9 protein-coding genes and 3 rRNA genes (1 of these 12 only partly in view) are annotated in these 14,701 nt (G+C 57.8%); 6 read left to right on the forward strand and 6 right to left on the reverse strand.

The window, feature by feature from the left end; all coding sequences use genetic code 11:
- From JTY93_RS00585 to JTY93_RS00600, 4 genes are all read left to right on the forward strand, one after another.
- A 23S ribosomal RNA gene (locus tag JTY93_RS00585) occupies positions 1–1,792 on the forward strand (it extends 1,110 nt beyond the left edge of the window).
- Between the two features lie 149 nt (positions 1,793–1,941).
- Positions 1,942–2,057, forward strand: a 5S ribosomal RNA gene (gene rrf / locus JTY93_RS00590).
- Positions 2,058–2,166: 109 nt separating this feature from the next.
- Positions 2,167–2,282: ribosomal RNA gene (gene rrf, locus JTY93_RS00595) — 5S ribosomal RNA — on the forward strand.
- Between the two features lie 262 nt (positions 2,283–2,544).
- A complete protein-coding gene (locus tag JTY93_RS00600; RefSeq protein WP_169999505.1) occupies positions 2,545–4,425 on the forward strand; it encodes a methyl-accepting chemotaxis protein in 1,881 nt (626 codons plus the stop codon).
- A 50-nt stretch (positions 4,426–4,475) separates the two neighbouring features.
- On the opposite strand, the gene JTY93_RS00605 is transcribed toward JTY93_RS00600, so the two are convergent.
- The 5 genes from JTY93_RS00605 to JTY93_RS00625 all read right to left on the reverse strand — a co-directional run bounded on the left by JTY93_RS00605 (position 4,476) and on the right by JTY93_RS00625 (position 11,307).
- The gene (locus JTY93_RS00605) at positions 4,476–4,937 is read right to left on the reverse strand and encodes an SRPBCC family protein (protein WP_205479278.1); all 462 of its coding nucleotides are present in this window, start codon (positions 4,935–4,937) and stop codon (positions 4,476–4,478) included.
- 22 nt (positions 4,938–4,959) lie between these two features.
- Positions 4,960–8,349 carry an amino acid adenylation domain-containing protein gene (locus JTY93_RS00610; RefSeq protein ID WP_205479269.1) on the reverse strand — a complete coding sequence of 1,130 codons (3,390 nt, stop codon included), beginning with the start codon at positions 8,347–8,349 and terminating at the stop codon, positions 4,960–4,962.
- Complete coding sequence (locus JTY93_RS00615; protein ID WP_205479267.1) at positions 8,346–9,290, reverse strand: diiron oxygenase; 945 nt, start codon at positions 9,288–9,290, stop codon at positions 8,346–8,348. Before JTY93_RS00615 ends, JTY93_RS00610 begins: the two co-directional genes overlap by 4 nt.
- Entirely contained in the window at positions 9,287–10,057 is a 771-nt protein-coding gene (locus JTY93_RS00620) for a DUF3050 domain-containing protein (RefSeq protein ID WP_205479260.1), read from the reverse strand. The genes JTY93_RS00615 and JTY93_RS00620 overlap by 4 nt, the downstream gene beginning before the upstream one ends.
- Positions 10,058–10,599: 542 nt before the next feature.
- Positions 10,600–11,307: a GntR family transcriptional regulator gene (locus JTY93_RS00625; RefSeq protein ID WP_205479257.1), complete on the reverse strand. Its 708-nt coding sequence runs from the start codon at positions 11,305–11,307 to the stop codon at positions 10,600–10,602.
- 277 nt (positions 11,308–11,584) lie between these two features.
- Between JTY93_RS00625 and lapG the strand changes: the two genes are divergently transcribed.
- Both lapG and lapD read left to right on the forward strand, forming a co-directional pair.
- A complete protein-coding gene (gene lapG / locus JTY93_RS00630) occupies positions 11,585–12,277 on the forward strand; it encodes a cysteine protease LapG (RefSeq protein WP_169999511.1) in 693 nt (230 codons plus the stop codon).
- 14 nt (positions 12,278–12,291) lie between these two features.
- On the forward strand, positions 12,292–14,238 hold the full coding sequence (gene lapD, locus JTY93_RS00635; RefSeq protein WP_205479255.1) for a cyclic di-GMP receptor LapD: 1,947 nt from the start codon (positions 12,292–12,294) through the stop codon (positions 14,236–14,238).
- A 14-nt stretch (positions 14,239–14,252) separates the two neighbouring features.
- Here the strand turns inward: lapD and JTY93_RS00640 are convergent, their stop codons facing one another.
- Positions 14,253–14,591: a hypothetical protein gene (locus tag JTY93_RS00640; protein ID WP_057441348.1), complete on the reverse strand. Its 339-nt coding sequence runs from the start codon at positions 14,589–14,591 to the stop codon at positions 14,253–14,255.
- Positions 14,592–14,701 lie beyond the last annotated feature (110 nt).

Genomic DNA, 14,701 nt, shown 5'->3' on the forward strand with positions numbered 1-14,701 from the left:
GGCCTGCGCGGAAGATGTAACGGGGCTCAAACCATACACCGAAGCTACGGGTATCATCTTCGGATGATGCGGTAGAGGAGCGTTCTGTAAGCCTGTGAAGGTGAGTTGAGAAGCTTGCTGGAGGTATCAGAAGTGCGAATGCTGACATGAGTAACGACAATGGGTGTGAAAAACACCCACGCCGAAAGACCAAGGTTTCCTGCGCAACGTTAATCGACGCAGGGTTAGTCGGTCCCTAAGGCGAGGCTGAAAAGCGTAGTCGATGGAAAACAGGTTAATATTCCTGTACTTCTGGTTATTGCGATGGAGGGACGGAGAAGGCTAGGCCAGCTTGGCGTTGGTTGTCCAAGTTTAAGGTGGTAGGCTGGAATCTTAGGTAAATCCGGGATTCTAAGGCCGAGAGCTGATGACGAGTTACCCTTTGGGTGACGAAGTGGTTGATGCCATGCTTCCAAGAAAAGCTTCTAAGCTTCAGGTAACCAGGAACCGTACCCCAAACCGACACAGGTGGTTGGGTAGAGAATACCAAGGCGCTTGAGAGAACTCGGGTGAAGGAACTAGGCAAAATGGCACCGTAACTTCGGGAGAAGGTGCGCCGGTGAGGGTGAAGGACTTGCTCCGTAAGCTCATGCCGGTCGAAGATACCAGGCCGCTGCGACTGTTTATTAAAAACACAGCACTCTGCAAACACGAAAGTGGACGTATAGGGTGTGACGCCTGCCCGGTGCCGGAAGGTTAATTGATGGGGTTAGCTAACGCGAAGCTCTTGATCGAAGCCCCGGTAAACGGCGGCCGTAACTATAACGGTCCTAAGGTAGCGAAATTCCTTGTCGGGTAAGTTCCGACCTGCACGAATGGCGTAACGATGGCGGCGCTGTCTCCACCCGAGACTCAGTGAAATTGAAATCGCTGTGAAGATGCAGTGTATCCGCGGCTAGACGGAAAGACCCCGTGAACCTTTACTATAGCTTTGCACTGGACTTTGAATTTGCTTGTGTAGGATAGGTGGGAGGCTTTGAAGCGTGGACGCCAGTTCGCGTGGAGCCAACCTTGAAATACCACCCTGGCAACTTTGAGGTTCTAACTCAGGTCCGTTATCCGGATCGAGGACAGTGTATGGTGGGTAGTTTGACTGGGGCGGTCTCCTCCTAAAGAGTAACGGAGGAGTACGAAGGTGCGCTCAGACCGGTCGGAAATCGGTCGTAGAGTATAAAGGCAAAAGCGCGCTTGACTGCGAGACAGACACGTCGAGCAGGTACGAAAAGTAGGTCTTAGTGATCCGGTGGTTCTGTATGGAAGGGCCATCGCTCAACGGATAAAAAGGTACTCCGGGGGATAACAGGCTGATACCGCCCAAGAGTTCATATCGACGGCGGTGTTTGGCACCTCGATGTCGGCTCATCACATCCTGGGGCTGAAGCCGGTCCCAAGGGTATGGCTGTTCGCCATTTAAAGTGGTACGCGAGCTGGGTTTAGAACGTCGTGAGACAGTTCGGTCCCTATCTGCCGTGGACGTTTGAGATTTGAGAGGGGCTGCTCCTAGTACGAGAGGACCGGAGTGGACGAACCTCTGGTGTTCCGGTTGTCACGCCAGTGGCATTGCCGGGTAGCTATGTTCGGAATAGATAACCGCTGAAAGCATCTAAGCGGGAAACTAGCCTCAAGATGAGATCTCACTGGAACCTTGAGTTCCCTGAAGGGCCGTCGAAGACTACGACGTTGATAGGTTGGGTGTGTAAGCGCTGTGAGGCGTTGAGCTAACCAATACTAATTGCCCGTGAGGCTTGACCATATAACACCCAAGCAATTTGCGTCGAAAGGCCAGATTGCGGTGTGTGAAGACGAAATGAACCGAAAGTTCGATCTTGCAAACACCGACTTCTATTACATACCCAATTTGCTGAAGCGAGGCCAGCTGGCCACGACTCAGTACCCGAATTTCTTGACGACCATAGAGCATTGGAACCACCTGATCCCATCCCGAACTCAGTAGTGAAACGATGCATCGCCGATGGTAGTGTGGGGTTTCCCCATGTGAGAGTAGGTCATCGTCAAGATTAAATTCCGAAACCCCTGTTTGCTAACGCAAACAGGGGTTTTGTTTATGTAGAAGTCCATGAATTTCATCGGACCGTTGCTAGCGCAACGCTCCGGTACACAGAATTTCTTGACGACCATAGAGCATTGGAACCACCTGATCCCATCCCGAACTCAGCAGTGAAACGATGCATCGCCGATGGTAGTGTGGGGTTTCCCCATGTGAGAGTAGGTCATCGTCAAGATCAAATTCCAAAACCCCCGTCTGCTAACGCAGGCGGGGGTTTTGTCGTTTTAGGGCCTGGGTGCCCTATTCAGACCGCCCGTCGGTTTCCCACGCAATAAGAAGATCTATCCCACAAATTCCTAAGATTTATCCGGTCTTGGCCGAAAGCCTAATGAGCCATGCGCGCACCGAAATAGAGCGGTCGTAGAGTTCGCCTATACCGTACATGGAATGTTGCATTCGGCACGCTCACCCCCTTTTGGCAAAAAGAAGTCGATGAAATGAATCTCAAGTTCAGTCATAAAATTCTGTTGGCCGCGTCAGGCGTCGTGGTTTTGGCCTTCGCGCTGTTCACGCTGTACAACGACTACCTGCAGCGCAATACCATCAGGCAAAATCTGGAGTCATCCATCCAGCAGTCGGGTGACCTGACCGCCAGCAGCGTGCAGAACTGGCTCAGTGGTCGGGTACTGGTCCTGGAAAATCTTGCGCAGAACGTTGCTCACCAAGGCAGTAATGCCGACCTTCCCGGCTTGGTCGATCAACCGGCATTCACCTCGAACTTCCAGTTCACTTATGTCGGTTCAACCAACGGCGTCTTCACCCAGCGCCCTGACGCGAAAATGCCGGATGGCTACGACCCACGTCAGCGCCCCTGGTACAAGCAAGCGGTCGCTGCTGATAAACCCATGCTGACGCCACCTTACATGGCCGCTGTCGGTGGCTTGATCGTCACCATCGCGATGCCGGTCAAGAAAAATGGCGAACTGCTCGGTGTAGTAGGGGGGGACTTGAGCCTGCAAACCCTGGTGAAGATCATCAACTCGGTAGACTTCGGCGGTATTGGCCATGCGTTCCTGGTCAGTGGCGACGGACAGGTGATCGTCAGCCCCGACCAGGATCAGGTGATGAAAAACCTCAAGGACATCTACCCAGGCAGCAGCGTCCGTATTGAGAAGGTTAACCAGGATGTAATCCTCAATGGTCAGGACCGTATCCTGTCCTTCACCCCGATCAGCGGCCTGCCGGGTGCAGATTGGTACATAGGCCTGTCGATCGACAAAGACAAAGCCTACGCTCCCCTGAGTAAATTCCGCACCTCCGCCTTGATCGCGATGTTCATTGCCGTCACCGCAATTGCCGTATTGCTGAGCCTGTTGATCCAGGTGCTGATGCGTCCACTGACCACCATGGGCCGTGCAATGCAAGACATTGCCCAAGGCGAGGGCGACCTGACTCGCCGCCTGGTCGTGGAAAGCAAGGACGAGTTCGGCGAACTGGGTGGCGCCTTCAACCAGTTTGTCGAGCGTATCCATGCCTCGATCAGCGAAGTGTCTTCAGCGACGAGGCATGTGCACGATCTGTCCCAGCGCGTGATGGCCTCGTCCAACGCCTCGATTATCGGCTCCGACGAGCAGAGCGCCCGTACCAACAGCGTTGCCGCGGCCATTAACGAACTGGGTGCCGCCACCCAGGAAATCGCCCGTAACGCCGCTGATGCCTCACAGCATGCCAGTGGCGCCAGTGAGCAAGCCGACGACGGTCGCCAAGTGGTGGAGAAAACCATCCTGGCGATGTCCGAGTTGTCGCAGAAGATCAGCCTGTCCTGTACTCAGATTGAAACCTTGAATGCCAGCACCGATAACATTGGGCACATTCTCGATGTGATCAAAGGCATCTCGCAGCAAACCAACCTGCTTGCGCTCAACGCTGCCATTGAGGCTGCCCGTGCCGGTGAAGCCGGCCGTGGTTTTGCCGTCGTGGCTGACGAAGTACGCAACCTGGCTCACCGTACCCAGGAGTCGGCGGAGGAGATCCACAAGATGATCACCTCGTTGCAGATCGGCTCTCGCGAAGCGGTCACCACGATGAACGCCAGCCAGGTCTCCAGTGAAGAAAGCGTCGAGGTCGCCAACCAGGCGGGTGAACGCTTGATCAGTGTGACTCAGCGGATCGTCGAGATTGATGGCATGAACCAGTCGGTGGCGGCAGCCACTGAGGAACAGACCGCCGTGGTGGAAACACTCAATGTCGATATCAACCAGATCAACCTGCTTAACCAGCAAGGCGTGGCCAACCTCAACGAGACCTTGAAAGACTGCGATGCGCTGTCACAACAAGCCAATCGCTTGAAGCAGTTGGTCGACAGTTTCAAGATCTGATTGCCAGGCAATAAATATGGCGTAGTGCAGCAGTGCACTGCGCCATTTTTTTAACCAAGCAAACGGCAAACGTTATCCAGTGCGCGGTCGGCGAAATCCTGGATGAACTGCTCGAATCCATCTTTACCGCCGGCATCGACAGGTTCGGCGATGATGGTCCAGGTCGCCCGCGCCAGATTCTCCCCGAGCGACTCAACGCTCATCGCCGCCCACAGTCGGGCCACGCCCAAGGTGTTATAGATTGTCGTCCAGGTCATGTGCATCGCCAGCTCATCGCGGCTGTTGAGTTGTTCTACGGCGATACCGCCATCGTGGAAGTGTTTATTGCGTAGCGATCCCACGCCGCTGCCCGTCATCGTGATGCGCGCCAGGGCAGGAATGAACGCGTCAAATCCCTCGAAGCGCCCCACGACCTTCCATAGCGTTGAAGCACTGCAGGCAATCACCACAGATGACACCAGAGGCTTGCCCTGGGGGTTTTTGATCAACGTATCGGGTTGCAGCTGTGTCATAAATTTTTCCTGTTGGAGCGGCTCACAGAAAGCCGATGGCATTGAGGTACTGGCACCCTCTGCGTAACAGCGCGGGTTCTTTTTCCGGGTACTGCGCGCCCATCTGTTCAACACCGTGGCGTGCGTTCTCATGGCGGATCATTGAGATGTCGCCCGTGTCTTCTCCCAGCCCATTGAGGTAGAACCCGAGCACACCGAAAAGGGCATTCTCGCGATCCACTTTGCGCAGATGGTGTTGCCAATCCGCTACGCTCACCAACTCGAACGCATGACCTGCCTGGCGAAACGACTCGACATAGGCTTCCCACTTCAAGGGCTGCGGGTTGTGCAAGTTGAAGACGCTACGCTCGGCAACGTAATTGCCACTGTGGAAGGCAATGAAACGTGCCAGGAAATCCACCGGCATCAGGTCGAAGTTCAATCCCAGGCGTGGCACCCGGCCCAACTGCAGCGATCCCTTGAGCATCAGCATCAGACGGTTTTTGTGTGGCTGGCAGACGCCATTGCGGCTATTGAAACTGATGTTCCCGGGGCGGTAGATATTAATCCAGGCACCTTGTGCGGCGGCACGCCCCAACAAACGCTCAGCAACCCATTTGGACAGGTTGTAGCCGTTCTTGATGTAAAGCGGCGGCGTACTTGCTGCAGGAGCTTCAAGCACTTGCCCGTCGGCCCCGACGCTGCTTGACGCAGATAAGGTGGACACGAAGTTGAGCACTTTCTTGCAGTGGATTTCGCAAAGGCGCAGGCATTCAAGCACCGGTTCCACGTTGTCCTTGGCCAGCGATGCGTAGTCCATGACGTGATTGACGTGGGCCGCGCTGTGTACCAGCACACCGTACTGGCGGGCGAGGTATTCATAAACCTGTGCCTCTAGCCCCATGCGCGGTTGGCGCAGATCCGCGGTGTACACACGCACCCGGCTCAGGTCCAGGTGTTCCAGGCGGTATTCACGCAAGGCTTCGGCAAACCGTGCAGTGGCCGATTGCCCTGGGTTTTCCCGAACCAGGCAGGCGACTTCGGTCGCTCCGGCCACCAGTAAGGCCTCGACGATATGGATACCCAAGAAACTATTGGCCCCCGTCACGATAGCCTTATGGCGATCACCGGCACGCTCTGCAGGTAATAGCGCTAGATCCAGCGTGCGTAGTGCATCGTTGATCGCCTGGTCGGTGGGAGCGGCACCTGGTGCGCTGTCGCCCATCAACGCCGCGAGCGTCTGCACTGTGGGCGCCTCGATAAACCGATTGAGCGGCAGGCTGCGCCCGTACAACTCGCGAATCTGCAGGAGCATGGTTGAAAGCAGGATAGAGTGACCGCCGAGATGGAAAAAACTGTCGTCAGTCGATATCTCGTCGGCCGGTAACCCCAGCAGTTCACTCCACAGATCCAGCAATTGCCCTTCCACCGGTGTTTGAGGGCGGCGTTGAGGAGGCTGCGAGACAGTTTGAACCGCCAGCGCCAACAAAGCCTGGCGGTCGACCTTGCCATTGCTGCCATAAGGCAGGCTCGGCAATTCTGTACACACCGTTGGCTGCATATAGTCCGGCAGCCGTTGCCTGGCATGTTGCTTTAACGCGGCCAGGGCCGTACCTGAGTGGCTGGGATCAGCGTGCGCCACGAACGCGAGGACTCGTCGATCACCGTCAATCACCACCGCGACCTGGCGAAAAAGCTGGCTGGCACGCAAGCACTGCTCGATCTCCTGGGGCTCGACCCGAAAACCACGGATCTTCACCTGCAGGTCCCGGCGCCCGACCAGCTCGATGCCCTCTGCCGTCCATTTCGCCATATCTCCCGTGCGGTAGGCGCGCAAGGTCTGGCTGTCAGGTAGCGCAAGGTGCACAAAGCACTCGGCGGTCTGTTGTGGCTGGTTCACGTAACCGAGGCTCACCCCGGGGCCGACAATGTACAGTTCGCCCACCACCTGGTTCTCGACTGGCCGCCGCTGCTCGTCGAGGATCAGCACCTGGCTGTTGGCGATTGGCGTGCCGAGGTTGAGATTGCTGTCATCAGCGCGTATCCGATGACTGCTGACCAGCACAGTCGCCTCTGTGGGGCCATACAGGTTATGCAGGGCGCATTGCCCGGCGATCCGCGCGATGACATGGGGCTCGCAGATGTCACCGCCGGTCAACAGGTGCTCCAGGCCCAGCGGCCGATCCAGCGGTAGCAGGCTCAACAGTGCTGGCGGCAGGAAGGCGTGCGAGACGCGTCGTTGCTGGATCAACTCAACCAACTGGTGAGGGTCGCGACGCTGTTCTTCACTGGGCACGATCAGGGTCGCGCCCTGGCACAGGGCCGCAAACAGGTCAATTAGCGACGAGTCAAAGCTCAAGGACGAAAATTGCAGGACGCGGCTGTGCTCAGTGAGTTCAACATACTGGCTGTACCACGCAGAGAAATGGGCCAGGTTCTGCTGGCTGAGCAAGACCCCCTTGGGTTGGCCGGTGGTGCCCGAGGTGTAAAGCACCATGCAGGCACTGTCAGTGGAGGGCGAAGTAAGCGCCAAGGGCCTGCTGTCGTCCATGTGCTGGCTGCCTATGCGGCTGACATCCACAGCCGTGAAATGCCCGCGCAAGGGATGCTGGCCATCATCGAGTAGCACGACGGCCCCGGCATTCTCCAGCATGGCCTGTTGGCGCGGCACGGGGTGGCCCGGCTCCAGCGGTAGATACACCGCGCCGCAACCGAGGGTCGCCAGAATGCTGGCGTACAACCCCACCGACTTGCCCAGGCAGATGCCGACTACGGGCGCCTGCCCAGACCCGAGCAACGGCTGTAAAACCTGCTGGATGGCCAGGCAGTGTCGCAACAATTGGCGATAGTTCAGGGTGAGGCCCGCGATCTCCAGGGCCGGCCTATCGGCAAAGGTCCGCAAGCCGTGCTCCAGTTGCTCGATCAGTGGCGTCCGGGCTTTTTGTATCAGTCCGGGATTATCGGTTCGGTTAAAGCGATGCAGGTAGGCCAGTCCTTCCAGGCCCTGGAGGCTCTGCTCTGGAACCTTGGAGGCGCTTGCGCGCTGTACGAAGTGTCCAGGGTTGCGCGAAAAGCCGCTGACCTGCAGTGCGACCCACTCGATCAGGCGTGCGACTGCCTGGCGTCGCAACTGTTGGCCGTTGCCGCAGGAGGGCGGGGCCACGTCCAGCACGGCCAGCAATTGCTGGATGCGGTCATAGCAGCGTATTTGCAGGATCGGCAGCCCGCACTCACTCAAGGCACCGATGGACAGGCGCAGGCTCATCACGGCCATGCCGGCCAAGTCCTGCACGACGGGCTGGCTGCCGTCCTCAATCAGCAGGTCAATAGCCGGTGCCTGCGCGGAGAGTTCATGGCCATAGGGCGCCAGCGCCTGCCTCAGCTCATCCAAGGCGGCACTGGTGCCGAGCAACCGAATCCCCAGGCGTCTCATGATTGGCTCCCGGATACGGGCAGATAGGCGCTTAGCGCTTGGGCGACACAAGGTGTTTGCAGCAGCCCGCTACGGCGCAGCAAACCCATGATGTTGCTGATCAGCGGGTGCTGGCGAGTGATGGGGAAGGCCAGGGCACTGACCTCCGCCTGCAGGACTTCACGGGCGTGGGCGCTGATATCCAGATGCTCGATCAAGAGCAGGTTGAAGCCCCTTTGCAGATCATTGGTCAAATAGTGTTGCAGGAAGACCGGCAGGACGTGGGCGATACAGTGGCGGTCTTCATCGCTTGCCGTTTGCCAGTAGAGTCGGACCAGGCTGGCCCAGAAGATGGCATGGCGACCCTCGTCAGCCAGATGGTCGGCCATCAACCCCCTGACCGATTGTTTGACGCTGTCATCCTTGGCAAACGCCGCCACGTCATGGGTCACCGTGTTCTCGGCAATCGCCACGCAAATCAGCTCTACGGCATCTTGTAGATGTGTTGGCGCCAGTGCCTGCGCGGCGGGTATGGCGCGGCTCAATTCGATGGCCGCGGGCAGTTTCAGTGGTGCGATACCGGTTTGCTCCAGCGTTTGCTGCATGAAGTCCAGGGCGACGAGAGCGTGGTAGTCCTCATCGACCACCACGGTCATGGCGTCGTAGCGGCAGGTCGCAGGGAAGGGGATTGAAAAGCGATCCTTGGCGATGTTCCGTGCGGTCTTATCAACAATCTCTGTTTCAAAGATCACCACGTCATTGATGAATTTGTAGAACGTCTGCACCAGGACAAAGTCGCGCCACTGCGGGCAGTGCTCAAGAAACCCAGCACTGAGCACCAGCGGTTGGCGACACAGCGGATAGATCAACTTGTCGTCTTCTTCCAGCAGGCGTCGCGGGCGAGTACGGACGGTCGCCTGATACTCCCAGTCGCTCGCAAACGAGCGGTAGTGTGCGCTCACAGGCTCACCTCCCGGCGTGCTGCGTGTTGGCGCAGGCTGTCCCACAAGGCAATGCGGTTCTCCACCGCGCTAAGAGCGGCATGCCAGGCCTGTTGCTCGTACAGGGGGTCTGCCTGGACCAGGCGCCGCAGCAGTTGCTCTGCAGCTGGTTCATGGTCCTGGGCATCCAGCTCGATATGCCGCTTGAGGTAGTAGCACAGGCTGGGCGCCTGCCGATGGGCGACGTTGCTGCCTTCCAGGAGGCGTTTGAACATCGCCGGGATGACACTTTCGCGGCCATGCAGGAAGGTAGCGGCGACACAATGGGTCGGTGCGTTCAAGGCAACGTCCAGGGTGTGCCGGACGAAGCGCTCTACCGCAGGCTCAATCGTGATCTGTGCCAGGGCGCTATCGACGCTTGCCCCCTCGCGTTGTAACGCGATGAAGCGTTCGATGTTGGCGGTACTGGCGCCTACCTCGCGCATGGCCTCCAGGTACAGTTCGAAGTGACTGCCGTACCCGTCACCCAACTGGTGGTCGGATTCTTCGTCCAGCACAATTTCGTTGATCAGTCGCGCCGCTTGCGGGTCTGTCGGGGGCAGCCACGGCAGGCGCATGCAGGTCAGCTCCTGTTGCAGGCGTTTGGTCAGCGTCATGAAGTCCCAGACGGCGAAAACATGGTTTTGCATAAAATGTTGTAACTGCGCGAAAGAATTGATTTCCAGGAAAATTGGATGTTCTTGTAGTTGCAGTTTTTTATGGTTGAGTAGTTCTTGAAGTTGAAACATGGTTAATGCCTATAAGTCGTTATATCGACTCAGATAAAAAGGGTTGTTTAGAACCAAGTGTGTTGCGGATGAGTTTTTCGTTGCGCAGTCATGGGCGTGTCACGGCTGGCTTGGATGCCCGGCAAGCAACAAATAGTGACAATGCCACTTAGTCTTATTGGATTGGGTGCCGTCCACAGGCATGCTCAAGCCTGGTGCTTCGCTTTTGACTGCAGCGCCAAGTCCAATTAAAGAGTAAACACTTGGTTAAGTGTTCAAATACTTTATGAGTTATATAAGGTTTTTTTACAGGAAGGGGCGTTTCGTAGTCGAACTTTATATTCGATGTGGGAACTTTCCTTGTTGTTTGCAGGTTTCAGGTTGTGAACAGAATGACCAGTACTTAATCCACTGTTGCTTTGCAAAGCTGGAAATTTCCTGGCAGTCAATGTCAAGTCCGTTACCGCAGCGATCCAGAAGGTGACAGCAGTAGAGGCCGGCTTTGGACGTGTGCGGCGCCTGGCAATCCAGGTCCCGCACTGGGCGACCAAAGTCGGGAGAAATCAGCGCGGCTCCTTGTCGTCCTGTTCAAGGCTGTTCAGGTAATGAGTGATCACTTCCATCCCGCGCATCAGGTGATTACGCAGCGTCAGCACGCTCTGCTCGACCTTTTTCTGCGCGACCAGGTTCAGTAGTTCGCGGTGGTCTTCCTGGGAGGTCTCTCCCAGGCCCATGGCTTCAAGGTTGAACCGCAGGAAGCGCTCCTCCTCGTTCAGCCCATGCTCCACCAGGTTCAACAACCGCTGGTTGGGTGCCTTGCCATACAGCGCCATATGAAACAGACGGTTGAGCCGGCCGATTTCGGTGTAGTCGGTTTCGCGCTCAAGAGCGTCGATCAAGGCATCTGCCTGCTCGATATCGTGCTCGCTGAGCAACGGGATCGATAAGCGCAGCGCCTCCGATTCCAGGAGAATGCGCAGGGCGTAAGTCTCCGCCGAGTTATCTTCAATCAGCGGGGCGACCACGGCACCTTTATGGGTCACAACATGCAACAGCGACTGTGCCTCCAGTTGGCGCAGGGCTTCGCGCACCGGCATCCGGCTGACCCCGAACAGGCTGGCCAGTTCTTGCTGGCGCATGGCGGTGCCGCAGGGCAGGCGGCCATCCAGTATGGCGTTGCGCAGTGTTTCTTCAATAACGGAGCGAGCGAGGTGAGCAGGAATGGGCCCACTGATCTTGATGCTGCTCAAAGGGTTCGGCTTGTGCGTCACGACTACGCTATCCTCCTTTCTTGTTGGAATGGGTTTTGGCTGATTGGATCCAAAGAACACTAGAGATTGCATGCAAGCTTGTCAAACAGGCAAGGTTTCCCTTTGTAAGCGACTCAACAGCGCGGTTTTTCATCGCACATTATGGCTGGCTGGCGTCTTACAAGGCGCGATTGCTTTAGCGTAGTGGGCATTGAGTGATTGCACCGTGCCATTGTTTTTTGCCGACCGACCCTTCACCATCGATTGATTCTCCGTCTCTTTCTACGGACTGAAACCATTGGCGGTACGTTTTACTCCCTCGCGGATCCTGTGCTGGCTGTTTTCAGCGCTGCTGCTGGCTGGCTTATTGCCTGGCGGGCTGCATGCCGATTGGGATTTCTCCCAGATCAGCCGGCGAGCCACCGCGCTCTACGGGCCGTTGGGCGCGGGTCAGCAGCGTATCGATGACTGGCAGCAACTGCTGGCCACGCAAAAACAAGGCAGCGAGGCGGAGCAGCTCAAGGTGGTCAACCTGTTCTTCAACAAGCGGGTGCGCTATGTCGAAGATATCGACTTGTGGAACCAGGTCGATTATTGGGAAACGCCCATCGAAGCCCTGTGGAAGGGCGCCGGCGATTGTGAAGACTATGCCATCGCCAAGTATTTCAGCCTGCGGCACCTGGGCGTCTCCAGCGACAAATTGCGCATTACCTACGTCAAGGCATTGCGGCAGAATCGCGCCCATATGGTCTTGACCTATTATTCGACGCCAGAGGCCATGCCGCTGGTGCTCGACAGCCTGATCGATGAAATCCAGCCTGCCAGCCAACGGACCGACTTGCTGCCGGTCTACTCCTTCAACGCCGAAGGCTTGTACCTGCCGGGCGCCAAGGGCAACAAAAAGGTTGGCGACACCAAACGCCTGTCACGCTGGCAGGATGTGTTGAAAAAAATGCGTGCGGAAGGCTTCCCAGCCGAGCCGGCCAACTAGGAGTAACTGTTCAGATGTCACTGTTCAAACAGCTGTTGATCGCTATCTGTCTGTTCCTGGTGGTCGCCTTCAGCGGCAGCTTCATGGTCAGCCTGGAAAGCTCGCGTACCCAGTACGTGAACCAACTGCGCTCCCACGCGCAGGACGCGGCGACCGCCTTGGCGCTGTCCTTGACCCCCAATATCGACGATCCGGCGATGGTCGAGCTGCTGGTCAGCTCGATTTTCGATAGCGGTTATTACGCCAGCATCCGTGTGATCGATGTGACCAATGATCAGGTCATCGTCGAGCGCAGTGGCATCCCCGATAACAACGGCGTGCCCAACTGGTTCGTCAAGCTGATCGGCCTGGAACCGGCCGGTGGCGACGCCCTGGTCAGCCGTGGCTGGGAGCAGGCGGCCCGGGTCGAGGTGGTCAGCCATCCGATGTTCGCCCTGGCCAAACTGTGGCAGAGCGCCCTGGGCAGCCTCGGCTGGCTGTTGCTGTGCGGCGCGGTGAGTGCGGTGCTGGGTGCGCTGTTGCTGCGCCGGCAACTCAAGCCTTTGGACTACATGGTCAAACAGTCCCATGCCATTGCTCGCCGCGAGTTCCTGAGCCTGCCGGATCTGCCGCGCACCCCGGAACTGCGCCGCGTAGTGCAGGCGATGAACCAGATGGTGGAAAAGCTCAAGGCCCTGTTCCAGGAGCAGGCCGAACGTAGCGAAAAACTGCGGGTGGAGTCCTATCAAGACAACCTCACCGGCCTGGCCAACCGTCGCTACTTCGAGATGCAACTCAACGCGCGGGTCAGCAACCCCGAAGAAACCAGCTCAGGCTACCTGCTGGTGTTGCGGGTCAAGGACTTGGCCGGCCTCAACCAGCGCCTCGGCGGCCAGCGCACCGACCAACTGCTGCAGGCGGTCGGTGAACAGTTACTGCGCCAATGCGAGCCGTACCCGGAAACCCACAATCTGGTCACCCGTATCCGCGGTGGTGAGTTTGCCGTGCTGGCGCCGGGGCTGATGCGTGAAGAGGCGTTGCAGTTGGCGCAGAACCTGGAAAGCACCCTGCAAAGCCTGCAAGCCACCGGCGCCAGTGACGTTTCGCCGGTTGCCTGTATCGGCCTGGCGCCGTTCAATCACGGTGATTCGCCGCAAGCCCTGCTGACCCTGGCCGACCAGGCGCTGGCCCAGGCTGAAACCTTGGGCGATATCAGTTGGGTGTGCCTGGATCACAGCGCGGCGGCCAGCGTCGGCGACGATCATCATGCCTGGCACACACTGTTGGATCAGGCGCTGACCCAGCAACGCTTCGAGCTGTACTTCCAACCGGTGGTGGCCAGCCAGGATCCGCAACTGATCCTGCATTACAAAGTGCTCTCACGCTTGGTCGACAGCCACGGCCACACGATCCCGGCCGGTCGTTTCCTGCCTTGGCTTGAGCGGTTTGGCTGGTCAGCGCGCCTGGACCGGGTGATGTTGGAGCTGGTACTCAAACAAATGGCCAGCCACGAGCACTCGCTGGCCCTGAACCTGTCTGCGGCGACCCTGGCAGACCCGCAAGCCCTGAACCGAGTCTTCGACCTGCTGCGCCAACATTCCAACCTGGGCCCGCGCCTGACCCTGGAAATCGGTGAAGAGCAACTGCCTGAACAGGCGGTGCTGGAGCAGTTGACCCACCGCCTGCGGGAGCTGAACTTTTCCCTCAGCCTGCAACGCTTTGGCGGGCGCTTCAGCATGATCGGCAACCTGGCGCGCCTGGGCCTGGCCTACCTGAAGATCGATGGCAGCTACATCCGCGACATCGACCAGGAAAGCGACAAGCGCCTGTTTATCGAAGCTATCCAGCGCGCAGCCCACAGCATCGACTTGCCGCTGATTGCCGAGCGGGTCGAAACCGAAGGTGAGTTGCAGGTAATTCGCGAGATGGGGATTTTTGGCGTGCAGGGCCAGCTGTTTGGTGAGCCGGCGCCCTGGCGCTGAGGCCGTGGCCGGCCTCAGATCAGGCCGGTCTCATCATCATTGATCAGGTGGCTCAGGCCACCCAGTGATTCCCGTGCGTGGCTGCGGTCCTTGAGCTTGGCTTGCGCGGCAACCGGCAAGTCAGTCAGGTTGATCACACCTTTCTGGATCAGCACCTGAATCAAGTCTTCCAGCACCCGGATCATCTCCGAGTCACTGTGCTTGAGCTGCTTGAGGCTCAGCTCCGCTTCCTCATTGGCGAACCAGGCCTGGATCTCATGATGATCCGCGGGCAGGGTACCGGTCGATTCGGCGAAGGCAACCGCTTCGGCGCGAATCAGCTCACCCTGTGCATCACGTTGCACGTAGAACATTGAACATCCCTCATGAGAAGAACTGACGACAGCCTGTCAGAGCATAGGCCAACGGCGCGCGATTGGGCGTGAGTATGCCGTGCAATCGCGACCCCATGCCAGTGAACGGT

It is taken from the genome of Pseudomonas hygromyciniae (genome assembly GCF_016925675.1).
Taxonomy (GTDB): domain Bacteria; phylum Pseudomonadota; class Gammaproteobacteria; order Pseudomonadales; family Pseudomonadaceae; genus Aquipseudomonas; species Aquipseudomonas hygromyciniae.